This window comes from Rhodococcus sp. 14-1411-2a (genome assembly GCF_002259485.1).
Classification (GTDB): Bacteria; Actinomycetota; Actinomycetes; order Mycobacteriales; family Mycobacteriaceae; genus Rhodococcoides.
This window is the reverse complement of record NZ_NPGA01000020.1, coordinates 371,329-395,664: the sequence shown is the minus strand read 5'-3', so window position 1 is coordinate 395,664 and position 24,336 is coordinate 371,329. Positions and strand designations below refer to the sequence as shown.

At 65.7% G+C, this 24,336-nt stretch carries 19 protein-coding genes; 13 read left to right on the top strand and 6 right to left on the bottom strand.

Annotation, left to right across the window (positions count from 1 at the left end):
- Positions 1–30 precede the first annotated feature (30 nt).
- The 7 genes from ruvB (at position 31) to CH291_RS22730 (ending at position 9,558) form a co-directional block, all read left to right on the top strand.
- The gene (ruvB, locus tag CH291_RS22760) at positions 31–1,059 is read left to right on the top strand and encodes a Holliday junction branch migration DNA helicase RuvB (RefSeq protein ID WP_179276663.1); all 1,029 of its coding nucleotides are present in this window, start codon (positions 31–33) and stop codon (positions 1,057–1,059) included.
- 138 nt (positions 1,060–1,197) lie between these two features.
- The gene (yajC, locus tag CH291_RS22755; RefSeq protein ID WP_094641939.1) at positions 1,198–1,608 is read left to right on the top strand and encodes a preprotein translocase subunit YajC; all 411 of its coding nucleotides are present in this window, start codon (positions 1,198–1,200) and stop codon (positions 1,606–1,608) included.
- Positions 1,609–1,771: 163 nt separating this feature from the next.
- On the top strand, positions 1,772–3,559 hold the full coding sequence (secD, locus tag CH291_RS22750) for a protein translocase subunit SecD (protein WP_179276635.1): 1,788 nt from the start codon (positions 1,772–1,774) through the stop codon (positions 3,557–3,559).
- Position 3,560: 1 nt separating this feature from the next.
- The gene (gene secF, locus CH291_RS22745) at positions 3,561–4,742 is read left to right on the top strand and encodes a protein translocase subunit SecF (RefSeq protein ID WP_094688717.1); all 1,182 of its coding nucleotides are present in this window, start codon (positions 3,561–3,563) and stop codon (positions 4,740–4,742) included.
- A gap of 23 nt (positions 4,743–4,765) precedes the next feature.
- Positions 4,766–6,469 (top strand): ABC transporter substrate-binding protein, encoded by a 1,704-nt coding sequence (locus CH291_RS22740; protein ID WP_094688716.1) that lies wholly within the window; start codon positions 4,766–4,768, stop codon positions 6,467–6,469.
- Complete coding sequence (locus CH291_RS22735; RefSeq protein ID WP_068050586.1) at positions 6,466–7,005, top strand: adenine phosphoribosyltransferase; 540 nt, start codon at positions 6,466–6,468, stop codon at positions 7,003–7,005. Before CH291_RS22740 ends, CH291_RS22735 begins: the two co-directional genes overlap by 4 nt.
- Positions 7,006–7,254: 249 nt before the next feature.
- Entirely contained in the window at positions 7,255–9,558 is a 2,304-nt protein-coding gene (locus CH291_RS22730; RefSeq protein WP_068050588.1) for a RelA/SpoT family protein, read from the top strand.
- Between the two features lie 69 nt (positions 9,559–9,627).
- Here CH291_RS22730 and CH291_RS22725 read toward each other — a convergent pair whose 3' ends face one another.
- Positions 9,628–10,422 (bottom strand): peptidylprolyl isomerase, encoded by a 795-nt coding sequence (locus CH291_RS22725; protein WP_068050585.1) that lies wholly within the window; start codon positions 10,420–10,422, stop codon positions 9,628–9,630.
- Positions 10,419–11,282 (bottom strand): peptidylprolyl isomerase, encoded by an 864-nt coding sequence (locus CH291_RS22720; RefSeq protein ID WP_094688715.1) that lies wholly within the window; start codon positions 11,280–11,282, stop codon positions 10,419–10,421. The genes CH291_RS22725 and CH291_RS22720 overlap by 4 nt, the downstream gene beginning before the upstream one ends.
- A gap of 191 nt (positions 11,283–11,473) precedes the next feature.
- Between CH291_RS22720 and CH291_RS22715 the strand changes: the two genes are divergently transcribed.
- Genes CH291_RS22715 through CH291_RS22705 form a run of 3 tightly spaced genes read left to right on the top strand, consistent with a single transcriptional unit; the run spans position 11,474 to position 14,083 of the window.
- Positions 11,474–12,166 (top strand): MBL fold metallo-hydrolase, encoded by a 693-nt coding sequence (locus CH291_RS22715; RefSeq protein ID WP_094688714.1) that lies wholly within the window; start codon positions 11,474–11,476, stop codon positions 12,164–12,166.
- A gap of 2 nt (positions 12,167–12,168) precedes the next feature.
- On the top strand, positions 12,169–13,440 hold the full coding sequence (hisS, locus tag CH291_RS22710; protein ID WP_094688895.1) for a histidine--tRNA ligase: 1,272 nt from the start codon (positions 12,169–12,171) through the stop codon (positions 13,438–13,440).
- A complete protein-coding gene (locus CH291_RS22705) occupies positions 13,430–14,083 on the top strand; it encodes a hypothetical protein (protein ID WP_094688713.1) in 654 nt (217 codons plus the stop codon). The genes hisS and CH291_RS22705 overlap by 11 nt, the downstream gene beginning before the upstream one ends.
- 7 nt (positions 14,084–14,090) lie before the next feature.
- On the opposite strand, the gene CH291_RS22700 is transcribed toward CH291_RS22705, so the two are convergent.
- Complete coding sequence (locus CH291_RS22700; protein ID WP_068050581.1) at positions 14,091–14,561, bottom strand: DUF3237 domain-containing protein; 471 nt, start codon at positions 14,559–14,561, stop codon at positions 14,091–14,093.
- Positions 14,562–14,685: 124 nt separating this feature from the next.
- On the opposite strand from CH291_RS22700, the gene CH291_RS22695 reads away from it, so the two are divergent.
- Positions 14,686–15,714, top strand: a complete 1,029-nt coding sequence (locus CH291_RS22695; RefSeq protein ID WP_094688712.1) for an Rv2578c family radical SAM protein — start codon at positions 14,686–14,688, stop codon at positions 15,712–15,714.
- A gap of 26 nt (positions 15,715–15,740) precedes the next feature.
- Here CH291_RS22695 and ypfJ read toward each other — a convergent pair whose 3' ends face one another.
- Positions 15,741–16,664 (bottom strand): KPN_02809 family neutral zinc metallopeptidase, encoded by a 924-nt coding sequence (gene ypfJ / locus CH291_RS22690; protein WP_068284208.1) that lies wholly within the window; start codon positions 16,662–16,664, stop codon positions 15,741–15,743.
- Positions 16,665–16,834: 170 nt separating this feature from the next.
- Here ypfJ and aspS point away from each other — a divergent pair, with 170 nt between their 5' ends.
- Entirely contained in the window at positions 16,835–18,619 is a 1,785-nt protein-coding gene (gene aspS, locus CH291_RS22685; protein WP_068050575.1) for an aspartate--tRNA ligase, read from the top strand.
- Positions 18,620–18,702: 83 nt separating this feature from the next.
- Here aspS and CH291_RS22680 read toward each other — a convergent pair whose 3' ends face one another.
- Positions 18,703–19,737 carry a hypothetical protein gene (locus tag CH291_RS22680; protein WP_143545960.1) on the bottom strand — a complete coding sequence of 345 codons (1,035 nt, stop codon included), beginning with the start codon at positions 19,735–19,737 and terminating at the stop codon, positions 18,703–18,705.
- Between the two features lie 127 nt (positions 19,738–19,864).
- Positions 19,865–20,485 (bottom strand): RDD family protein, encoded by a 621-nt coding sequence (locus CH291_RS22675; protein ID WP_256980950.1) that lies wholly within the window; start codon positions 20,483–20,485, stop codon positions 19,865–19,867.
- A 206-nt stretch (positions 20,486–20,691) separates the two neighbouring features.
- Between CH291_RS22675 and CH291_RS22670 the strand changes: the two genes are divergently transcribed.
- Positions 20,692–24,081 carry a transglutaminase family protein gene (locus CH291_RS22670; protein ID WP_094688894.1) on the top strand — a complete coding sequence of 1,130 codons (3,390 nt, stop codon included), beginning with the start codon at positions 20,692–20,694 and terminating at the stop codon, positions 24,079–24,081.
- The last annotated feature ends 255 nt before the right edge of the window (positions 24,082–24,336 follow it).

The following is a 24,336-nucleotide window of genomic DNA, read 5'->3' as shown; positions in this document are numbered from 1 at the left end:
TTCGCCGAATCCCAGGTCGGTGCGGACGCGATGTCCGACGATCTGGATGTCGAGACGAGTCTGCGTCCGAAGAATCTCACCGATTTCATCGGTCAACCGCGCGTGCGAGAGCAGCTCCAGCTCGTGTTGTCGGGTGCCAAGATGCGCGGGGGAACCCCCGATCACATCCTGATGTCCGGTCCGCCGGGACTCGGCAAGACCAGCATGGCAATGATCATCGCCGCCGAGCTGGGAACCTCGCTGCGGCTCACGTCGGGTCCGGCGCTCGAGCGGGCAGGCGATCTCGCGGCGATGCTCAGCAATCTGGTCGAGGGGGACGTGCTGTTCATCGACGAGATCCATCGCATTGCCCGCCCGGCCGAGGAGATGCTGTACCTGGCGATGGAGGATTTCCGCGTCGACGTCATCGTCGGCAAGGGGCCGGGAGCGACGTCGATTCCACTCGAGGTGGCACCGTTCACCCTCGTCGGTGCCACCACCAGGTCGGGTGCGCTCACCGGGCCGCTGCGAGATCGCTTCGGATTCGTGGCGCACATGGACTTCTACGAGCCCAGCGAACTCGAGCGCGTCCTCATGCGGTCGGCGGGAATTCTGGGCGTACCGATCGACCGGGACGGCTGCGCGGAAATCGCCGGTCGTTCGCGCGGCACCCCCAGAATCGCGAACCGACTGCTTCGGCGAGTTCGTGACTACGCGGACGTGCGCGGCGACGGCACCGTCACCCAGGACACCGCGAAGGCCGCGCTGGTGGTCTACGACGTCGACAAGCTCGGGCTCGACCGACTCGATCGCGCGGTACTCAGCGCGCTCATCCGAAGCTTCGGCGGTGGGCCGGTGGGTGTATCGACACTGGCCGTCGCCGTCGGCGAGGAACCGTCGACGGTCGAGGAAGTGTGCGAGCCGTTTCTGGTGCGTGCCGGAATGATCGCCCGCACCCCCCGCGGGCGCGTGGCGACCGCTGCTGCGTGGCAACACCTCGGTCTGACACCGCCACCGGACCTCGCAGTGGGTGGGATTTCGGTCCGATCCTCGGAGGTCCAGCAGGGATTATTCGAATGAATCGGGCACAACAGGACACGAACGGACCGGACCGGTTCCAGGTAATGGCACACTGGGTAGCTGCGAGGCCCGCACCGGCGGCGTTCTCGCACGAGACAATGACGTATATCGAACCCGACTTCGAGGACTGACCTTCCGATGGATTTGCTGTTTCCGCTGCTGATCGTGGCCCTTCTGGTACCGCTGTTTCTCAATGCGCGTCGACAGAAGAAGGTGTTGGCCAAGACCACGGAAATGCAGGACTCGCTGAAGATCGGCGACGAGGTCGTCACCACCGCCGGTCTGTACGCCCGCGTCGTCCTGGTCGAGGACGACACGATCGACCTCGAGATCGCCGACGGCGTCATCACCACGTGGTCGCGCGCAGTCGTGCGTGAGGTGCTGCCCGACGATTCCGAGTTCGACGACACCGACATCGACGCCACCACCGAGGCGGACATCGCGGCCCTCGGCTCGAACAACACCGCGGGACCGTCGCTGAGCAAGACAGACGCGGCCCGGCCGGACGAGACCGTCGAGCAGACGGCGAAGAGGCTCGAAAAAGAGTGAGCTCGATGTGATCGACAACCGCTGTCGGAGACAGTATCCGGCAGCGGTTTTCTCTGCGGTGACCGATGTGGTGCACAATCGCACCGCTCACCGCTGACACAGCGGGCCGCCAGGCCCTGCAGGAACCGACATTTTCCATCGCCTCAGAGGAGAAACACACACCGTGGCACCTTCCAGCGGACCGGTGCAACCCGCCCGCTATCTCGCCGTTTTCGCGGTGCTGATGGCAGCGGTGTACGCCATGGTCTTCTTCACCGGAGACAAAGACCCCTCGCCGAAGTTGGGAATCGACCTGCAGGGCGGCACGCGCGTGACACTCACCGCGCGGACCCCCGACGGCAACGCACCGACGCAGGACAGCTTGCAGCAGGCGCAGCAGATCATCGAGACCCGCGTCAACGGTCTCGGTGTCTCCGGCTCCGAGGTGGTCATCGACGGCGACAACCTCGTCATCACGGTGCCCGGCGACGACAGCTCTCAGGCGCGCACCCTCGGGCAGACCGCGCGACTGTTCATCCGTCCCGTGATCGGATCCGTTGCTCCGTCGACGGGCGAGGGTGCAGGCACGCAGCAGACCCCGGTCGACCCGGCCGCGCCGGTCGATCCTGCGGCACCGGCAGACCCTGCTGCTTCCGCGGATCCGGCTGCACCCGCAGATCCGGCCACTCCGCAGCAACGTGTGTTCCCGGCGCAGGATCCGTCTGCAGTCGATCCGACTCCCGCTCCCGCCACTGATGCACCTGCCACGGATGCACCGGCCACCGACGCACCGGCCGAGGACCCCGCCACCGACGCTTCGCTGTCCGACGCCGATCGTGCCGCCCAGGAGATCGCCGACGCGAAGGCACTGCGGCAGAGCGAAGACCAGCAGGTCCAACAACTCGCGATGCAGTCCCTCGACTGCAACGCCGCCGACCCGCTCGCCGGCAACGACGATCCCGCTCTTCCCCTCGTCGCATGCTCGACCGATGGAACGGCCGTTTATCTACTCGGTCCGACGATCATCGACGGTCAGCAGATATCCGACGCGACCTCCGGGTTCGACAGTCAGCAGGCACAGTTCCAGGTGAGCCTGACGTTCGACACGGAGGGCTCGAACACCTGGGCTCAGTTCACCGCGGCCAACCTGCAGAAGCAGGCTGCGTTCGTGTTGGACTCCAAGGTGATCAGTGCGCCGGTCATCCAGGGGGCCACCCCAGCCGGCAGCGCCACCTCGATCACCGGCAACTTCAATGCCCAGACCTCCTCGGAGCTGGCCAACACGCTCAAGTACGGCTCATTGCCGCTGTCCTTCGTGTCCTCCGAGGCCGAAACTGTTTCGGCCACACTGGGATTGGCCTCGCTCGAAGCCGGACTGCTCGCAGGTGCCATCGGACTGGCGCTGGTGTTGGTCTACTGCCTGCTCTACTACCGTGCCCTCGGGCTGCTCACCGCGCTGTCGTTGGCGCTGGCCGGTCTCGTCGTCTACGGAATCATCGTTCTGTTGGGCAGATGGATCAGCTTCACGCTGGACCTGGCAGGAATCGCAGGCCTGATTATCGGTATCGGTATGACCGCGGACTCGTTCGTGGTGTTCTTCGAGCGCATCAAGGACGAGATCCGGGAGGGCCGCAGCTTCCGCTCGGCGGTTCCTCGTGGTTGGGCACGCGCACGCAAGACGATCCTGTCCGGCAACGCGGTCAGCTTCATCGCTGCCGCGGTGCTGTACGTGTTGGCCGTCGGTCAGGTCCGCGGCTTCGCGTTCACCCTCGGACTGACGACGATCCTGGACATCATCGTCGTGGTGCTGGTGACCTGGCCGCTGGTGTACCTGGCGTCGAAATCCACGTTCTGGTCCAAGCCATCGGTCAACGGCCTCGGTGCCGTCCAGCAGATCGCGCTCGAACGCAAGCGCGCAGCCAACAAGGCACTCGCCGTCAAGACCGGCACTGCGCCGTCGAAGGAGGCATGACATGTCGGACACGACCACGTCGACCCCATCGCCCCTCGACGATTCGGGCGTCGATCAATCCACCCAGCCCAAGCACAGCTGGCTGTCCAGGTTGTACACCGGCACCGGTGCCTTCGACATCGTCGGTCGTCGCCGGTTCTACTACATCCTCACCGGCGTCATCGTGCTGGTGTGCCTGCTGAGCTTCCTCGTCCGCGGCTTCACCCTCGGTATCGATTTCGAGGGCGGAACCCGGATCGCGCTGCCCGCCGCCGACAACATCTCCACCGAGCAGGTCGAAACCGTCTACGACGACTCGCTCGGCATGCCGCCGGTCTCGGTTCAGACCGTCGGTTCGGGTGCCGCAGCAACGGTGCAGATTCGTTCCGAAGCTCTCGACCCCGCCGAAGTGGACACCCTTCGCCAGGCGTTGTTCGAGGCCTTCCAGCCGCAGGACAACTCGGGTACCGCGACCCCGAACGCCATCAGCGTGTCCGACGTCAGTGAGACCTGGGGCAGCCAGATCACCCAGAAAGCCCTGATCGCACTCGTGGTCTTCCTGGTCATCGTCAGTATCTACATCGCGGTCCGATACGAGCGAGACATGGCGTTGGCGGCTCTGGCTGCCCTGGCCTTCGACCTTCTGGTGACCGCAGGTGTGTACTCGCTCGTCGGATTCGAGGTGACGCCTGCGACGGTCATCGGTCTGCTGACGATCCTCGGCTTCTCCCTGTACGACTCCGTGGTGGTGTTCGACAAGGTCGAGGAGAACACCCGCGGCATCCTCAACCTGCATCGCAAGACCTACGCCGAACAGGCGAACCTGGCCGTCAACCAGACCCTGATGCGCTCGATCAACACCACCGTGATCGGTGTTCTCCCGGTGATCGCACTGATGATCATCGCGGTGTGGCTACTCGGAGTGGGCACGCTCAAGGATCTGGCGCTGGTACAGCTGGTCGGCATGATCGTCGGTGCCTACTCGTCGATCTTCTTCGCCACTCCGTTGCTGGTGACGCTCAAGGAGAAGTGGGGCCCCGTCGCAGTCCACACCCGCAAGGTCCACTCCAAGCGTGCCGAGGCGGCGGCTCGCGCGGCCGGTCTCGCTCCTGAGCCGGTGGCTGTCGGCGTGGCCACTCCGAAGTCTTCTGCTCCCCAGCCGGGCAACCGCCCCACCGGGAAACGAAACAAGAAGCGTCGGTAGACCACCTTCGACAGGGACGGAGAGTGCACGTGAAACGACGGTGGATCGCGGCACTGGTGGCAGCGAGTGTCGGCGCGGTGTCCATCACGGCGTGTTCGTCGCCCGAGGACAAGGTGCCCTCGATCGGCTACTCGTTCGACAACGTGGTGAACACGTACAACGCCAGAACCGTCGACGGCGCGGCGTCGGGAGCCCGGCAGGCGTTCACCCGGGTGCAGGTGGGCTTCAGCTACCTCGGGCCCGAGGGAGACGCGTTGTCGGACAACGACATCGGAACAGTATCGGTGGTACCCGGTGACACCCTGACCGTGCAGTACTCCATCGCCCCGGCCGCGACGTACTCGGACGGTGCGCCTATGGCCTGCGACGACCTGGTGTTGGCCTGGGCGGCGAACAGCGGAAGGTTCGCCACCGACCGCCCCATGTTCGACGCGGCGTCGACGGCCGGGTACTCCGACATCGAGCGCATCGAGTGCGTTCCGGGGGCCAAGGAAGCCACCGTCGTCTTCGCATCCGGCCGCAGCTACCAGAACTGGCGAGCGCTGTTCGGTGCCACCGATCTGCTACCGGCGCATGTCGCGGCCCGGGTCGCAGGCGTGCCGAACGTCGTCGATCCCATCCTGGCCGAGGACGACGACGTGGTGCGCCGCATCGCCGACTTCTGGAACACCGGATGGACCCTGACGCCGGGTTCGATCGACACCTCGCTGTTGCCGTCGGCCGGCCCGTACCGGGTCGAGTCCTACACCGCCGAGGACGGTCTCGTGCTCGTGGCGAACGACGCCTGGTGGGGAAACCCGCCTCAGACCGAACAGGTGGTCGTCTGGCCCAAGGGCACCGACCTGGCGGCGAAGTCCGCGGACGGTTCGCTGGATGTGGTCGACCACGGTGCCGGTGCCGTCGATCTCGGGACCACCGAGGGTTTCACCACCACCGAGGAACCGTCGCGAGGCGTCGAGCAGTTGACGTTCTCGACCCAGGGGGTGCTGGGCCAGGCGAGTGCACGTCGAGCAGTGGCCGCATGCATCCCGAGATCGGACCTGTTCGACACACTGGGCCACCCCGGTTCCGAGGCGGCAGATGCGGGTCTCGGCTCTGGTGTCGTCGACTCGCGTCTCGTTCAGCCCGACACGCTGGTGTACCCGTCGGTCGCGGCGGTGGTGGGTGATCGCTACCAGCGCTCGGACCTGGACCAGGCCGGCCGAGAGCTCGAGGCCGCAGGCGAGAATGCAATGACCGTTCGTGTCGGCTACCGGGGACCGGACGCGCGGCGCGCCCAGGTGGTGAGCCGCATGGCCGCCGATTGTGCCGCCGCGGGCATCACCGTCGAGGATGCGAGCTCGCCGGACTTCACACCGTCCGTCCTGCGGGCCGGGGCGGTCGATGCCGTCCTGGGTAGCAGCGGATCGCTTCCTGGACCCTCGGGTTCGGCTGCCGCGGTGACCGCACGGTATTCGCTGCGCACTGGAATCGGTCTGAACGTCGGCGGATACAGCAACGGCAGGATCGATTCCATCGTCGATCAATTGGCGGTGACCGACGATCCCGAGGGCATTCTGGCGCTGGCCACCGAGGGCGAGAACATCCTGTGGAACGACATGCCGTCGCTTCCCCTGTACAACGAGCCGCGTACGACCGTCGTCAGTGACGGCATGCAGGACGTGGTGCCCAACCCGACTGCCGCTGGTGCCGGATGGAACATGGATCGGTGGGTGCTTCTTCGATGAACGATGCAGACGGTGCAGTGGGTGCGGCCGCTGCCGTGGCCAGGCTGACGCGGTGGGTGGACGATTTTCCCGTCCCCGGTGTGCGCTTCGGCGATCTGACACCGGTGTTCGCGGACGGGCCGGCGTTACGCAGCGTCGTATCGGAGTTGGCGCAGGGATTCGAGGACGTCGACCTGGTGGCGGGTATCGACGCACGGGGATTTCTGTTGGGGGCCGGAGTTGCCCTCGAACTCGGGTGCGGTGTGCTGGCGGTGCGCAAGGCGGGAAAGTTGCCGCCTCCGGTGCATTCACGGTCGTACGATCTCGAGTACGGAACCGCCGAATTGCAGATCCCGACTGCGATCGACGTGACCGGGAAGCGAGTGCTGGTGGTCGACGACGTACTGGCGACCGGCGGTACCGTCGATGCGACGGCTCGGTTGTTGGCCGAGCAGGGAGCAGTGATCGCCGGAGCCGCTGTGGTTCTCGAGATCGCTGTTCTGGGTGGGCGCGACAAGTGCAGTGGCTACCCGCTCGGCTGCCTGGTTCGAGTATGAGGACTAAAGTCGCTTTCACGAAGCGTTGACCGAACAATTCCGGCGACAACGCGGAACGTGTGGCAGGAGGTGATGAGAGTGACCCGTTACATCGATCAGCCCTTGCCCGATGGGCCTGCCGTCCCCGAACGGCCCGTTGCCGATCAGACCGGGGTCACCGAACGGACCGGTGTCGACGTCGTCACGACAGACGAGGCCGCGTCCGGTGATTCCCGCCCGGCCGTCGACACTCCGGTACCCCACGGCCCGGTGGCGAACGATGCGCAGGCTCCGTCGGGAACCCGTAATTCGGCACCCGTCCCCACCTCGGCATCGCGTCGGGTGCGGGCGCGTCTGGCGCGCCGCATCACCGCCGGACGCAGCGCGGCGGTCAAGCCGGTGCTCGAGCCACTGGTCAGCCTGCACCGCGAGCTCTATCCCAAGGCCGACCTGACATTGCTGCAGCGGGCCTACGACGTGGCCGACGAGCTGCACGCCTCGCAGATGCGCAAGTCCGGCGATCCCTACATCACGCATCCGCTCGCTGTGGCGAACATTCTGGCCGAACTCGGAATGGACACGACCACCCTGGTTGCGGCGCTGCTGCACGACACCGTCGAGGACACCGGGTATTCGCTGGCCAAGTTGACCGAGGAATTCGGCGACGAGGTGTCTCATCTCGTGGACGGAGTGACAAAGCTCGACAAGGTCGTGCTCGGAACTGCGGCCGAGGGCGAGACCATCCGCAAGATGATCATCGCGATGGCGCGAGATCCACGGGTGTTGGTCATCAAGGTCGCCGACCGGTTGCACAACATGCGCACCATGCGGTTCCTGCCCCCGGAGAAGCAGGCGCGCAAGGCCAAGGAGACGCTGGAAGTCATTGCGCCGCTTGCCCATCGGCTCGGAATGGCCACGGTCAAGTGGGAGCTCGAAGACCTGGCGTTCGCCATACTCCACCCCAAGAAGTACGACGAGATCGTGCGTCTGGTGGCCGATCGTGCGCCGTCCCGCGACACCTACCTCGAGAAGGTTCGGGCCGAGATCAACGCGACACTCGCCGCGTCGCGCATCAGTGCCGTCGTCGAGGGTCGCCCTAAGCACTACTGGTCGATCTACCAGAAGATGATCGTCAAGGGCCGCGACTTCGACGACATCCACGACCTCGTGGGCGTCCGCATCCTGTGCGACGAGATCCGCGACTGCTACGCCGCTGTCGGCGTGGTGCATTCGCTGTGGCAGCCGATGGCGGGCCGTTTCAAGGACTACATCGCGCAGCCGCGCTACGGGGTGTACCAGTCGCTGCACACCACGGTGATCGGACCCGAGGGCAAGCCCCTCGAGGTGCAGATCCGGACGCGGGACATGCACCGTACAGCCGAGTTCGGAATTGCGGCGCACTGGCGCTACAAGGAGACCAAGGGCAAGCATTCACAGGACAATGCCGAGGTCGACGACATGGCGTGGATGCGTCAGCTGCTCGACTGGCAGCGAGAAGCCGCCGATCCGGGAGAGTTCCTCGAGTCGCTGCGTTACGACCTCGCGGTCAAGGAGATCTTCGTCTTCACGCCCAAGGGCGACGTGGTCACCCTGCCCGCCGGATCGTGTCCGGTCGACTTCGCGTACGCGGTGCACACCGAGGTGGGGCATCGCTGTATCGGTGCGCGGGTCAACGGTCGACTCGTGGCACTGGAACGGACTCTCGACAACGGTGAAGTGGTCGAGGTGTTCACCTCGAAAGCCGCCACTGCCGGTCCGAGCCGGGACTGGCAGGGTTTCGTCGCCTCACCGCGTGCCAAGACCAAGATTCGCCAGTGGTTCGCCAAGGAGCGCCGCGAGGAAGCTCTCGAGGCGGGCAAGGACGGCATCGCCAAGGAGGTCCGTCGAGGCGGGCTACCCTTGCAGCGCTTGATGAATGCCGAGTCGATGTCGGCAATCGCGCACGAGCTACGGTACGTCGACGTCTCTGCGCTCTACACCGCGGTCGGCGAGAATCATGTGTCCGCTCGGCACGTGGTGCAGCGGCTGGTCGCCCATCTCGGCGGCGTCGGCGATGTCGAGGAAGAGCTCGCCGAGCGGTCGACCCCGTCGACCATCCCGACTCGACCCCGTCAGGTCGGCGACGCGGGCGTACTGGTCACCGGATCCGAGGGCGTCGTCGCGAAACTCGCCAAGTGCTGCACCCCGGTGCCGGGAGACGAGATCCTCGGATTCGTCACCCGTGGTGGATCGGTGAGTGTCCACCGCACCGACTGCACCAACGCACGGTCGCTCGAGGAACAGTCCGAACGGTTCATCGAGGTTCAGTGGGCGCCGTCGGCGTCGTCGGTGTTCCTGGTCGCCATTCAGATCGAGGCACTCGACCGTCATCGACTGCTGTCCGACGTCACCAAGGCGCTCGCCGACGAGAAGGTCAACATTCTTTCGGCGTCCGTCGCGACATCGGGGGACCGGGTGGCGATCAGCAAGTTCACGTTCGAGATGGGCGACCCGAAGCACCTCGGGCACGTGCTGAACGTGGTGCGCAACGTCGAGGGCGTCTACGACGTGTACCGCCTGACGTCTGCTGCCTGAGCGGCAGTCCGAGAACGACGAGAGGGTGAGCAGATGTTCTGCTCACCCTCTCGGCCTTCGAGCGCGAACTCAGGCGGCGGACTCCACGATCACCGGGTTCGCCGGTGCGCCGTCCTCGGAGCCACCGGTGACCCCGCCCGCAGCGATGGCGTCGAGGGTCTGCAGACCGGAGTCCGAGATCGTGCCGAACACCGTGTACTGCGGCGGCAGCACCGAATCGGCGTACACCAGGAAGAACTGGCTGCCGTTGGTATCTGGGCCTGCGTTGGCCATGGCCAACGTTCCTCGGGGATAGACCACCGGATTCTCGGCCTGGGCCGGGTCGTCGGTGTACGCGGTGGTGGGGTACTCGTTGGCGAAGGTGTATCCCGGTCCACCTCGACCGGACCCGGACGGATCACCGCACTGCAATACCTCGAGGCCCGGTGACGTCGTCAGTCGGTGACAGGGCGAGCCGTCGAAATATCCCTGCTGGACGAGGCCGACGACGCTGTTGACGGTGCACGGTGCCTGAGTGCGGTCGAGTGTGATGTCGATCGGACCCTGATTGGTGGACAGCGTCACGTCGACGTTTCCGAACACGTCGATGTTGTCGGTCGCAGGAGCGTCGACCTCCTTGGCGGCCGGCGACTCCGCCGGATACGAGCAGGACACCGTATCGGTCGTCGGCTGCGGCACGGGCGGCAACGCACCGAACCGGGACAGGTCGAGTGCAGGACGCGGCGCGGGTGCTTCGGTCGTCGTGGTCGTCGGCGACGACGGTGTGGTGGTCGGTGCGGCTGCCGGTTCGGTCGAACCGGAACACCCTGCGAGTACCAGCGCGGTGGCCGAGACCGCGATCGTCAGCGCCGAGGCGCGGTTCACAGGTCGCTCAGCATGGACGTGATGTCGACCGGTTCGGCGGGGGCTCCGTCGGATGCGCCGCCCTCCACACCCTTGGCCGCGATGGCGTCGAGTGTGGCAAGTCCGGTCTCGTCGATGGTGCCGAACGCGGTGTAGGCGGGCGGCAGTTCGGAATCGCCGTAGACGAGGAAGAACTGGCTGCCGTTGGTACCCGGGCCTGCGTTGGCCATGGCCAACGTTCCGCGCGGGTAGGAGATCGGGGTCTGTGCGGCGGGGTCGCCTTCGGCATAGGTATCGGTGGGGAATTCGTCGGCGAACTGGTACCCCGGCCCGCCGGACCCGGTGCCGGTGGGATCGCCGCACTGCAGCACCTGCAGGCCCGCGCCCGTGGTGAGTCGATGGCAGGTGGTGCCGTCGAAGTAGCCCTGGTTGGCGAGCGATACGAAGCTGTTGACCGTGCACGGAGCCTCGGGATTGTTCAGTGTCAGACCGATGTTGCCCGCAGACGTGGTCACGCTGTAGCTCAGCGGCTCGTCGCTGGTGGGGACGTTGTCGGTGCGCGGGGGAGTGTTCTCCTTGGCCGCCGGTTGCGTCGCAGCGGGATAGGAGCAGTTCACCGTCTCGGGCAGCGGCTCGGTGCGTCCCGCTGCGATGATCGAATCGGCGGGTGCCGACGTCGACGATTCCTGCGCGGTGCTCGCATCGTCGTCACCGCGCGTCACCACGAACACGACCGAGACGACGGCCACGACCGCGACGACGCCGAGAACGGAACCGACGATCGTCAATTGCTTACGACGCCGCGCTCGCTCGGCTCGGCGTACGAGTTGGCGTTCGAGCTTTCGTTTGGCAGCCTCGCGCCGTTGCTCGTTGCTGGGCAATTCGTGTTCCTCCCGCTTGTCGAAAAACGACCTCGCCCGCTCGCTGCACGGACCGATCGTGTGGTAACCGGCCGAGAATCGGCCAACGCGAGTTTGCCACTGTTGCCTGAGAGCATGCTGGGGGGACCCGACGCGAGCGGCCACACTAAGCTTGCTCGGTACTTCGGCCTCAGCCTTTAGGAGCGTTTGTCTTGCTCGTCACCGGATTCCCCGCAGGCATGTTTCAGACCAACTGTTACATCCTGGCCCAGGACGACGCGTCCGAGTGTGTCGTCGTCGATCCCGGTCAGGACGCCGCGGATCCGCTGATCGACTTCCTGACGCAGTCCTCGCTCACCCCCACCGCAGTGTTGCTCACGCACGGTCATCTGGACCACACGTGGTCGGTGGAGCCGATCTGCGAAAAGTACGGCATCCCGGCGTACATCGCACCCGAGGACCGCTACATGCTGGCCGATCCGATCAAGGGAACGGGTCCGACGTTGGCGGCAGTGCTGGGCGACCTCGAGTTCCACGAACCGGCCGAGGTGATCGAGCTCACGGACGGTCACCGGCTCGAGCTCGCCGGAATCGAGTTCACGGTGGTGCACACCCCCGGGCACACCCAGGGATCCGTCGTGTTCCTCGCCCATGCAGTCGGGCCCGACGGCTCGGTTCCGTTGGCACTGACCGGGGACACCCTCTTCGCGGGATCGATCGGGCGCAGCGACCTGCCCGGCGGCGATCATGATCAGCTGCTGCGATCGATCGCGAGTCGGCTGCTACCGCTCAGTGACGACACGGTGGTGCTCCCGGGGCACGGCGGACAGAGCTCGATAGGCCAGGAGCGCGAGTCCAATCCGTTCCTCGTTGGACTCACCGACCCCGAGCAAGGGAAGCTGTGAACGTGAGCAAGCCGACCGCCTTTTCTGCGCCCAAGGGCGTCCCCGATTACTTCCCCCCGAACTCGGCCGAGTTCGTCGCAGTACGCGAGGGGCTGCTCGACGCCGCCCGCAACGCCGGCTACGGCCACATCGAACTGCCGATCTTCGAGGACACCGGGCTGTTCGCCCGCGGAGTCGGGGAGTCGACCGATGTGGTGAGCAAGGAGATGTACACCTTCGCCGACCGCGGAGATCGATCGGTGACGCTGCGTCCCGAAGGCACTGCGGGAGTCATGCGCGCGGTGATCGAGCACGGATTGGATCGGGGAGCGCTGCCGGTCAAGCTCGCCTACGCCGGGCCCTTCTTCCGCTACGAACGCCCGCAGGCCGGCCGGTATCGGCAGCTGCAGCAGGTGGGTGTCGAGGCGATCGGCGTCGACGACCCGGCGCTGGACGCCGAGGTCATCGCCGTGGCCGACGCCGGTTTCCGTACCCTCGGGCTCACCGGGTTCCGGCTCGAGATCACCTCGCTCGGCGACGACACCTGCCGCCCGCAGTACCGAGAGCTGTTGCAGCAGTTCCTGTTCGCGCTTCCCCTCGACGAGGACACCCGTCGACGCGCCGAGATCAACCCGCTGCGGGTGCTCGACGACAAGCGCCCTGAGGTGCGCGCGATGACCGCAGACGCACCGCTGATGCTCGATCACCTCTCCAAATCGGCGAAGGAACACTTCGACGAAGTGCTGGCATACCTGGACGTGATGAACGTTCCGTACCTGGTGAATCCGCGGATGGTGCGGGGCCTGGACTACTACACCAAGACGACGTTCGAGTTCGTGCACGACGGGCTCGGCGCACAATCGGGCATCGGCGGCGGCGGACGCTACGACGGGCTGATGGAACAGCTGGGCGGGCAGGCGCTCTCCGGAATCGGGTTCGGCCTCGGCGTCGATCGCACCGTGCTGGCCCTCGCCGCCGAAGGCAAGACCGCGGGCGCAACGTCACGATGCCAGGTCTTCGGCGTTCCGATGGGTGCCGGCGCCAAGCTGGCGATCGTCGACATCGCGGCTCAGCTACGCGAACGAGGAATAGCCGTGGACATGGCCTACGGCAATCGCGGGATCAAGGGTGCCATGAAGGCCGCCGACCGGTCCGGGGCGCGGTTCGCGTTGATGCTCGGCGATCAGGAACTGGCTGCGGAATCGGTTCTGGTGAAAGACCTTTCGAACGGCGAGCAGGACACCGTTCCGATGGCCGACGTGGTCGACGCCCTCGGAGCGCGCCTTGCCCAGTGAGTCCCGGCCCGGTGACTCTCGGTCCAACGCGGGGCCGGTAGCCCTCGACCTGGTCTCGGTGGAGTTCCTGGCACCGCGCCTGCGCAAGATAATGGTCGGGTCGGCCGTGATCGGGATCGTTCTCGCCGTCGTCCTGGCGCTGTTCGCGCCGGTGTGGGTCGCAGTTCTCGTCGGGGTGATCGTCGGCGGTCCCGCAGTGCTGTCGGGTTGGCTCGGTCTGCGCCGACGGGTGTGGCTCGACGGCCCGCAACTGTGCGCGCGAGGGTTGCGCACTCGCCGGCTGAAAATGCCGGAGGTGGTGACGGCCGAACTGACAATTCGGACGGCCGGAATCGATCAGATCTCGCTGCGGCTCTACGACGGGCGTACACACATCGTGGTTCCGCTTGCGCTCTACACCAGGGACGGGGGCCGTGAGCTGCCGATTCTCGCGTTACGCAGCCTCGCCGACTCGCTGTGGACCACCGAGCTGGTACCAGCCGCAGCGATCGCATCGGTGCTGGTGGATCAGCTACGTGCCGAGGCGCGCGATGCCGGACTCGATCAGCGGCCGCTCTATCGCGCCGTCGAACTGGTTCGCAGCAAAGGGCGAACTCCGCAGGCGACGCTGACCGACCGCGAGGTCGCGCAGTTGCTCGACTGAACCGTGATCAGGTGACCAGGAAGGCGTCGAGCACGACGGCTTCGGCGGAGCGGGATCCGGACGTGACGACGAGTGCGCGGTTGAGATAGGTGAACTTCGGCACTGCGGTCGACACGCGGAGTGTGCCGCGGAAGTAGTACGTGGCGGGATCGACCTCTCGCTCGGGATCGTTCAGAGCTTCGATGACCTCGGCAGGCCCGAACTGAACCCCTCGGTAGTCCAAGGAGAGGTAGCCTCCGGTCGCCAATTCCAGAACGAGGTCGCTGCTGAACTCGGTGCATCCGTCGGACCGCGTCACGCTGACGACGGTCGACCCGGCTGCGAGAGTTCCCTCGATGTCGGGGCCGGGAGCTGCGCCGCCGAGCACGGTGGTGACGACCCGCTCGCCCGCGGGTACCGAACCGATGTCGATTCCAGGTCCGAGTGTGAGGCCGAGACGCAGAATGGGTTCGAGGGTCGGTGTGTTCGGGGCGGTCACGGCGGTGCACTCCTAGGATCGACTGGGGGCCTACGGTATCGCCTTCCCATGACCACACCCGAGCGGGGATCGGCAGTGGCGGGCCGGCCTTGACACGGCATAGAACAAATGTTCGACTGTGTGCATGCGATGGGCGGGTCAGACTCTCGACGCCGCGGACGACGGGGCGCTACCGGGGCTCAAGCGGTCGGGTTTGGTCCGCAGCGTGCAGACGCCGGAGTTCGAGGGCATCACCTTCCACGAGGTGCTGTGCAAGAGCGCCCTGAACGAGGTTCCGAGCGAATCGCAGGTGCCCTTCTCGTGGACCGTCAACCCGATGCGCGGATGCTCGCACGCATGTCGATACTGCTTCGCCCGCCCCACCCACGAGTACCTGGATCTGGACTCCGGCAACGACTTCGACTCGCAGATCGTCGTCAAGACCAACGTCGCGGCCGTTCTGCGCAAGGAGCTTTCGCGGCGATCGTGGAAGCGTGAGCCGGTGGCGCTGGGAACCAACACCGACCCCTACCAACGCGCGGAGGGCCGATATCGGTTGATGCCCGGCATCATTCGGGCGCTGACCGAATCTGGCACTCCGTTCTCGATTCTGACCAAGGGCACACTCTTGCGACGCGATCTACCCCTGTTGACGTTGGCTGCCCAGCAAGTCGACGTGCACGTGAGCATCAGCCTCGCTATTCACGACGCCGACCTGCAGAAGCAGCTCGAGCCCGGAACCCCCGGTCCGCGAGCACGATTGGACCTCGTTCGAGCGGTCCGCGACGCCGGACTGGAGTGCGGAGTTCTGGTGGCACCGGTCATTCCGTTCCTCACCGACGGGGCCAAGCAACTGGACGGCCTCATCGGTGCTCTGGCCGAGGCGGGTGCGACGACCGTGACGGCCCTGCCGATGCATCTGCGTTCGAGCACCAAAGACTGGTACATGAGCTGGCTGGTGAAGGAGCACCCCGCGTTGGTGCGGCGGTACCGTCAGCTCTACGGGCACGGGGCCTACGTGACTCCGGAGTACAAGCAGTGGCTACGTGGCCGCATCGATCCGTTGCTCGACAAGTACGGGTTCGCCCCAGAGCAGACCCGCTCGCTGCCCGTGAACGAACCTGCCGAACCCCGAGCGTCGGTGACCTCGGGGCCGGCCCTCACCTTGTTCTGACTACGTCGTTCCGACTACTTCGGGGATCAGGGATTGTTCAGGTCCCGCGCCGAGAACGTGTCGCAGGCCGCCACCTGCCCGGTCTCGTAGCCCGCGGTGAACCATGCCTGTCGCTGTGCAGACGAACCGTGCGTCCAGCCCTCGGGGTTGACGCTGCCGGTGGATGCCTGCTGAATCCGGTCGTCGCCCACCGACGACGCGGCGGAGAGAGCGTCATCGATGTCGGTGGTGGTCAGCGGCTCGAGGAACGGAACCCCGGTGTCCGGATCGACTGTGTCGGCTGCATAGTGCGCCCAGATTCCCGCGTAGCAATCGGCCTGCAGCTCCACCTTGACGCCACCGGACTCGGGTCCCTGAGGATCGGCCTGCGCGCGGCCGATGTCGCCCAGTTGGTTCTGCAGGTGATGGCCGACCTCGTGCGCCACCACGTACTCCTGCGCCAGGGGGCCGCCGCTCGAGCCGAACTGGTCGACGAGAACCTGGAAGAAGCTGGTGTCGAAGTAGGCGGTGGAATCGGCGGGGCAGTAGAACGGCCCGACGGCGCTGGTGGCGTTGCCGCAGCCGGTATTGGTCGCTCCCGAGAACAGATTCACGCCGGGCTGAACGTAGGCGACGCCGGTCTGAGCTTGCAGCTGCGATTCCCAGACGGTGTCCAGGCTCGACACCGTGAATCCGATACGGCAGTCGATCTTGGTGTTCGCGTCCGCCTCGGTCTCGCAGCCCTCGAGGGTCCCCGAGGTGCCGGAGTCGACCTGCCCCGCCGAGCTGTCACCGCCACTGATCTGATTGAGAATCGAACCGGGATCTCCGCCGAAGAGCAGCGCGATGACGATGATGATCAGGCCGCCTGCACCACCGCCGATGGCGAGTTTGCCACCGCGTCCGCCGCCACCGCTGCCGCCGACGGAGACTCGACCCCGCTCCATCCGCGAACCTTCTCTGAAGGTCATGCCCGAGTTCCTCTCCGCCGAGCTCCCACCCTGTGGCGAGAACACACATCGCTGCTGTCGGCCATAGCTTCGCATGCCGCGTCGCGATCTCGTTTCCTTCTACGGTCATGTGCTCCGTAGGATCGGTGAGCGAAGAACACGATCAGCGGATTTTTCTCGAAAGGACACCCGTGCTGCGCACCCACCTCGCCGGCTCATTACGCCCCGAGCACGTCGACCGAACCGTGACGCTGACGGGATGGGTGGCCCGCCGACGCGATCACGGCGGCGTCATCTTCATCGATCTGCGCGACGCGTCCGGTGTGTCCCAGGTCGTCTTCCGTGAGGGAGCAGCACTCGAGCAGGCCCATCGCCTGCGCGCCGAATACGTCGTGAAGGTCACCGGCAAGGTCGAGGGCCGCCCCGAGGGCAACGCCAACTACGAGATCCCCACCGGTGCGATCGAGGTCGAGGCCTCCGAGATCGAGGTTCTGTCCGAGGCGGCACCGCTGCCGTTCCAGCTCGACGACCAGCCGGGCGAAGAAGCGCGTCTGAAGTACCGCTACCTCGATCTGCGTCGTGAGGGCCCCGGGCATGCCATTCGCCTGCGCTCTCATGTCAACGCCGCCGCCCGCTCGGTGCTCGCGCACCACGAGTTCGTCGAGGTCGAGACTCCGACGCTCACGCGATCCACCCCCGAGGGTGCCCGCGACTTCCTGGTGCCGGCGCGGTTGCAGCCGGGTAGCTTCTACGCTCTGCCGCAGAGTCCGCAGCTGTTCAAGCAGCTGCTCATGGTCGGCGGTATCGAACGCTACTACCAGATTGCCCGGTGCTACCGAGACGAGGACTTCCGCGCCGACCGTCAGCCGGAGTTCACTCAGCTCGACGTCGAGATGAGCTTCGTCACCCAGGACGACGTCATCCTGTTGGCCGAGGAGATCCTGGCATCGCTGTGGAAGCTCGTCGGGCATCACTTCACGGCTCCGATTCCGCGGATCACCTACGCCGAGGCGATGCGTCGCTACGGTTCGGACAAGCCCGATCTTCGCTTCGAGATCGAACTGGTCGAGTGCACGGACTTCTTCTCCGACACCACCTTCCGAGTGTTCCAGGCCCCGTACGTCGGTGCGGTCGTCATGCCCGGTGGCGCGAGCCAGCCCCGGAAGCAGCTCGACCGATGGCAGGAATTCGCCAAGCAGCGTGGCCACAAGGGCCTCGCGTACGTTCTCGTGGGTGAGGACGGCACGCTGGGTGGTCCGGTTGCCAAGAACCTGACCGACGCCGAGCGCGACGGCCTCGCCGCACACGTCGGCGCGAAGAACGGAGATGCGATCTTCTTCTCCGCCGGCCCTGTCAAGGCATCCCGTGGATTGCTCGGTGCCGTGCGCGGCGAGATCGCTCGGAAGCTCGACCTGATCGACCCGAAGGCGTGGGCGTTCGTGTGGGTCGTCGATGCCCCGCTGTTCGAGCCCACGTCCGACGCCACCGCCAGTGGGGACGTAGCGGTCGGATCCGGTGCGTGGACGGCGGTGCACCATGCGTTCACCTCGCCGAAGCCGGAGTCGATGGATACGTTCGACACCGACCCCGGATCTGCTCTGGCCTACGCCTACGACATCGTCTGCAACGGAAACGAGATCGGCGGCGGCAGTATTCGTATCCACCGCAAGGACATTCAGGAACGGGTGTTCGCGATCATGGGTATCGGCAAGGAAGAAGCACAGGAGAAGTTCGGCTTTCTTCTCGATGCCTTCTCGTACGGCGCACCGCCGCACGGCGGCATCGCTTTCGGCTGGGATCGCATCACCGCGCTGCTCGCCGGAGTCGATTCCATCCGAGAGGTCATCGCGTTCCCCAAGTCCGGCGGCGGCATCGACCCGTTGACAGACGCGCCCGCACCCATCACGCCGCAGCAGCGTAAGGAATCGGGCGTCGACTTCAAGCCGGAGAAGAAGGAAGAACCAGCCGAGGCCTAGAAGGATCGAAAACGAATGTCCCCGTAACGCACTGCGCTACGGGGACATTCGTCTGTAGGGGGAGTTTTTTCAGGAGCAGTGGGTCAGCGTGCGGGGGACAGCGGACCGCCGGTGAGGACGCGGTAGGCGTAGTTGGTCGCGATCACCGAGATCGGGATGGTGAACAGCAGACCGAGGCCACACAGCAGCGCGCCGCCGATGTTGATCGCGGTCAACAGAAGTAGTAGCAGCAGCATCGGGCCGAAGTTCTTGACGGTCAGGTCGACACTCGACTTGATGGATTCGATCGCCGACTGGTTGCGATCGATCAGGAACGTCAAGGCGAAGTTCGCGAGGAAGCCGATCGCGATCAGAAGGACCGTTCCGAGGAACGGGATGAAACCGAGCACCACGCTGACGACGGTCCAGATCAACGCCAGGACGGCGATCTGGCCGACGTTGGTGAGTTGAAAGAACCGCCCGAACGACGGTTTCTCGGGAGCGCCGGTCTCGTCCAGGGCTCCGCGAACGTAGGCGGCGTTGACGAAATACGACACGAACGTGGCGATGGCCGTGACGACGATGGCCACCCCGGATGTCGTGGTCGTGAACGTCGTGTCACCGCTGTCGGCGGCTGCCATCGCCGCGGTGAACGTCGACGCGAAGATCAGGACGACCCCGATAGCACTGACAGCCCACACGATGGCCGTGATGGCGAGCCACGGGCCGACGTTGTCCTTGAACTTGGCAAAGCTGTAGCTCAGCGCTGCACCGACATCCAGGCGACCGGGATTGGGACCCAACGGCACCTGTCCGTACCCCTGGTTGCCGTAGTTCGCGTAGTTGCCGGGCGGGGGTGGATACGCACCGGGTGGCGGTGGATAGCTGCCGGGCGCGCCGATCTGAGGCGGGTAGTTTCCTGGCGGGGGTGGGTAGCCACCGGGAGGCGGGTAGCCGCCCTGAGGTCCCTGCGGTCGGTAGTTCCCCTGCGGCGGGTAGTTCCCGGGCGGGGGCAGATACTGACCGCCGGCAGGCGGCGGGGTGTTTCCCGTGTTCGGCGGGGGAGTGTTCGGCGTTTCGGGGCGGTCGGGATCGGAACCCTGGCCGGGCCGAGGTTCGTCGGTCGGATCGTCGTTCACGTCGTTCTCCTGGTCTGTGGTCGGGACGCGTGGGGTGGTTCGGAGCACCGAGACCCCGAAACACTGTGAACGCAGACGAGCGGGCCTCCGCCTGATGTCGGAGGTCCGCTCGTGCGTGGACGGGTTGTTACGAAATGCTGATGACCTGGGTTCCGCCGGCGATCTCGTCGTGCTTGCCCTGTTTGGTCGGGCTGGAGTTGATGGTCACCGCAACGACGATGTACGCCACGATCACCAGGAAACTGCCGACGAACGGCACGATGTTGAGCAGAAGGAAGGCATTGCGCTTGGCCGCCTCGGCCTGAGTGGGCAGTCCGCCTGCTGGGCCGAGGGTGCGTAGGCCGAGGAGTTGCTTGCCCAGAGTCTGGCCGCGGGAGGACTCGAGCAGCGTGAAGTACGCGAAGCCGAGGAGCGCAGTCGCGAGACCCATCAGGAAAGTTCCGAAGAACCCGCTGGGGAGAATCAAGTACAGGATGATCTGGACGATCGCGAGAATGAGCAAGTCCAGGAAGCGCGCCGCGAAACGTGATCCGAGGCTGCCGGGCTGCGCGCCGCCGGGCAACTGCGAGCCCAGTCCGAATCCGGCGTTTCCGCCTACCGGTGGCGGCGGATAGTTGCCCGGGGGCGGATAGTTGCCGGGCGGTGGGTAGTTGCCGGGCGGCGGGTAACCGGACGCTGGATTCGTGGGGTACTGGGGTTGGTTCGGATCGGAGCCGTACTGCGGTCCGTTGGGTGAATTGTCACTCACGAGATTCCCTTTGGTTGCAAAGTGTGGCGTGCGTCGAACGAATACTCGATTCTCGCCGAGCGAACCCCACCACGAAGAGGGTGTCAAGCACTACACACCTGCCCGGTCGGTACATTTCGGACACGATTTCTCGCCGAGCGCACCGGGCCCGGTCCTACTAGGGTTGGGTGTTCTACCCATACCGGGACTATCACGAGGGGCTCGCCGTGGGCATCAAGGTTGCACTCGAACACCGCACCAGCTACCGATTCGACCGCACCGTCAAGATCTTTCCGCACGAAATTCGGCTGCGACCGGCACCGCATTCGCGCACTCCCATCGAGGCGTACTCGCTGAAGATCGAGCCGGCGGAGCATTTCGTCAATTGGCAGCAGGACGTGTTCGGAAACTTCCTCGCTCGGGTGGTCTTCCCCGAGCGAACCGATCACCTGTCGATCACCGTCGGACTCGTCGCGGACATGGCGTCCATCAATCCCCTCGACTTCTTCGTCGAGGAATGGGCCGAGCACTACGGCTTCGCGTACGAAGAGCACGACCTGCCCGACCTCGAGCCGTATCTACGGCCGGTGGACGAGGGCAAGGCCGGATCCGGACCGGGACCGGTGGTCTCGGCCTGGGTGGAGAAGCTACAGGCGGCTGTCACCGAACGCGGAGAGTCGTTGCGCACCATCGATTTTCTCGTGATGGCAAACCAAGCCGTCATGGGCGACGTCGGGTACTCCGTGCGCATGGAACCCGGAGTGCAGACCCCCGATCTGACCCTGACGTCCGCCGTCGGGTCGTGCCGCGACTCGGCGTGGTTGCTGGTGTCGGTACTGCGTCAGATGGGTCTGGCAGCGCGGTTCGTCTCGGGTTACCTGGTTCAGTTGTCCTCCGACGTAAAGTCGCTGGACGGCCCGTCCGGGCCGGTGGAGGACTTCACCGATCTCCATGCCTGGACCGAGGTCTACCTCCCCGGTGCGGGCTGGGTCGGGATGGACCCGACATCGGGTCTGTTCGCCGGCGAGGGCCACATTCCACTGTCGGCCACACCGCACCCGTCGACGGCCGCCGCCATCTCCGGTGCGACGAGCAAGTGCAAGGCCGAACTCGACTTCTCGAACACCGTCGTCCGCGTCCACGAGGATCCGCGAACGACGTTGCCGTACACCGCCGAGCAGTGGGAATCGATCAAGGCCACAGCCGAGAAGATCGACGAGCGGATGATCGATCAGGACATTCGGTTGACCGTCGGCGGCGAGCCCACGTTCGTCGCGATCGAGAATCAGGAAGCGCCCGAGTGGAACACCACTGCCGACGGTCCGCACAAGCGCAAGCTGGCAAGTGTGCTCGCTGAACGGCTTCGCACCATCTACGCACCGGACGGTCTGGTGCAGCGCAGCCAGGGCAAGTGGTACCCCGGCGAACCTCTGCCGCGGTGGCAGGTGGGACTGTTCTGGCGTACCGACGGTCAAGCTCTGTGGCACGACTCCGATCTGATCGCCGATCCCTGGTTGGCCGAGGACCTGCGCCCGGATCCGGTGGACAATTCGGCGTCGCAGGCATTGATCGACGAGTTGGTCAAGGCGCTCGGACTGCCCGCCTCACAGGCGCGTCCCGCCTACGAGGACCCGTTGGTGAAACTGTTGGACCTGGTTCGCCAGCCCTACGGTGATCCGCCCGCCGACGACGAGGATCTCGAACCGGGAGCCGATTCCGCGGATGCCAGAAAGAAACTGCTCGAACGGCTCGATGCCAGTACCGACGAGCCTGCGGCATTCGTTCTGCCCATCTCGCGCACCGAGGACGGCTCCGGCTGGGAGAGCTCGGACTGGAAGTTGCGCCGCGGCCGAATAGTGTTGCTGGAGGGCGATTCTCCCGCGGGCCTGCGGCTGCCACTTCGCGCGATCTCCTGGGACGGCGGTCCCGTCGAGAACCCGGCAGACCCCACCGCGCCCAAGCCGGATCTGCCCACACCGCAGCTGACCCAGCAACCGCCGCGTGCGGTGAACCCGGCCGAGTCGCGTTACGCGCAGTTGGTGAACGAGACGTCCGGGGTGGGCGGCACCGCCGTCACCGCACTGGTCGCCGAGGTTCGCGACGGCGTCCTGCACGTGTTCATGCCGCCGATGGATCGGTTGGACGACTTCGTCGATCTCGTCTCGCGGGTCGAGCAGGCGGCGTCGACCATCGACACGCCCGTCGTGATCGAGGGCTACGGTCCGCCGTCCGATCCTCGTATCCAAACCCTCACCGTCACACCGGATCCCGGTGTGATCGAGGTCAACGTGCAACCGACCTCCTCGTGGGCGGAACAGAACGATCTGATGGAGCGTCTCTACCTCGAGGCGCGTCAGTCCCGTTTGAGCACAGAGGGATTCGACAACGACGGCACCACGCGTGGAACGGGCGGTGGAAACCACATCACGCTCGGCGGGGTGACGCCGGTGGATTCACCCGTTCTGCGTCGACCGGACCTGTTGGTCTCGCTGCTGACGCACTGGCAGCGGCACCCGTCGCTGTCGTACCTGTTCTCGGGCCGCTTCATCGGCACCACGTCGCAGGCTCCTCGCGCCGACGAGGGCCGCGAGGAATCGCTCTACGAGCTCGAGGTCGCATTCAGCGAGATCGAACGACTGACCGGGGCCGACCGATCGGCGTCGCCCTGGGTCGTCGACCGAGCGCTGCGGCACCTGCTCACCGACATCACCGGCAACACGCACCGCGCCGAGTTCTGCATCGACAAGCTCTACAGTCCCGACTCCACTCGCGGACGACTGGGACTGCTCGAACTGCGCGGGTTCGAGATGCCGCCGCACCATCAGATGGCGATGGTGCAGTCACTGCTCGTGCGATCGATGGTCTCGCGGTTCTGGGACACCCCGCTGAAGGCACCTCTCATCCGGCACGGTGCCAATCTGCACGGTCGGTACATGTTGCCGCACTTCGTCATCAACGATATCGGGCGTGTCGTCGAGGACCTCCGCGAGCACGGCATCGATTTCGACACCAGCTGGCTCGATCCGTTCACCGAGTTCAGATTCCCCCGAATCGGCACCACCGTGGTCGGTGACGCCGAGATCGAGCTGCGGGGTGCGATCGAGCCATGGAACACCCTCGGCGAAGAATCGACGTCCTCGGGCACCGCTCGGTACGTGGACTCTTCGGTGGAACGAATCCAGGTTCAGGTCGCCGGAGCCGACGCGGGCCGCTACATGGTGACGTGCAACGGGGTGCCGGTGCCGATGTTGCGGACCGAGCGTCAGGACGTGCAGGTCGCCGGTGTGCGTTACCGCGCTTGGCAGCCGCCGAGTGCTCTGCACCCGACGATCGAGGTGCAGAGTCCGCTGCGTTTCGATCTGGTGGAAATGCAGACCGGACGTGCGGTCGGCGGGTGCTCGTACCACGTGGTGCACCCGGGCGGTCGCTCGTACGAGGGACCGCCGGTCAACTCCGTGGAAGCCGAAGCGCGCCGTAACGGCCGCTTCGAGGAGGGCGGGTTCACCTCGGGCAAGGTGGACGTAGCAAGATTGCTCGAGATGCACGCTCGCCAAGCGATCGATGTGTCCGCGCCCGGCATGCTCGACCTGCGCCGGACCGGAGTCATCACGTCCTGACGCGCGACTGCACAGGAGAACGAGTCGACCGGTAGCGATCTCGGTCCGACGCGTATCGGGTGGTTCCGCAGGCAGCGGAGTCACCCGGCGGCGGAGTGTGATCGACCGACGGAAGGAACAACGGCTCGATGGTGCCCGTGGATACCACCCTGAGTGGAGCCGGCAGGAACGACGATGTTTCGAGTGGTGCCGGCAGGAACGACGACGTTTCGAGTGGGGCCGGCAGGAACGACGACGTTTCGAGTGGTGCCGGGT

What these genes read in the sequence shown, in the direction of transcription:
- ruvB (WP_179276663.1), top strand. Translation starts at nt 31, where the DNA reads ATGTCCGACGATCTGGATGTCGAGACGAGTCTGCGTCCGAAGAATCTC.
- yajC (WP_094641939.1), top strand. Translation starts at nt 1,198, where the DNA reads ATGGATTTGCTGTTTCCGCTGCTGATCGTGGCCCTTCTGGTACCGCTG.
- secF (WP_094688717.1), top strand. Translation starts at nt 3,561, where the DNA reads ATGTCGGACACGACCACGTCGACCCCATCGCCCCTCGACGATTCGGGC.
- CH291_RS22735 (WP_068050586.1), top strand. Translation starts at nt 6,466, where the DNA reads ATGAACGATGCAGACGGTGCAGTGGGTGCGGCCGCTGCCGTGGCCAGG.
- CH291_RS22695 (WP_094688712.1), top strand. Translation starts at nt 14,686, where the DNA reads ATGCGATGGGCGGGTCAGACTCTCGACGCCGCGGACGACGGGGCGCTA.
- ypfJ (WP_068284208.1), bottom strand. Translation starts at nt 16,664, where the DNA reads ATGACCTTCAGAGAAGGTTCGCGGATGGAGCGGGGTCGAGTCTCCGTC.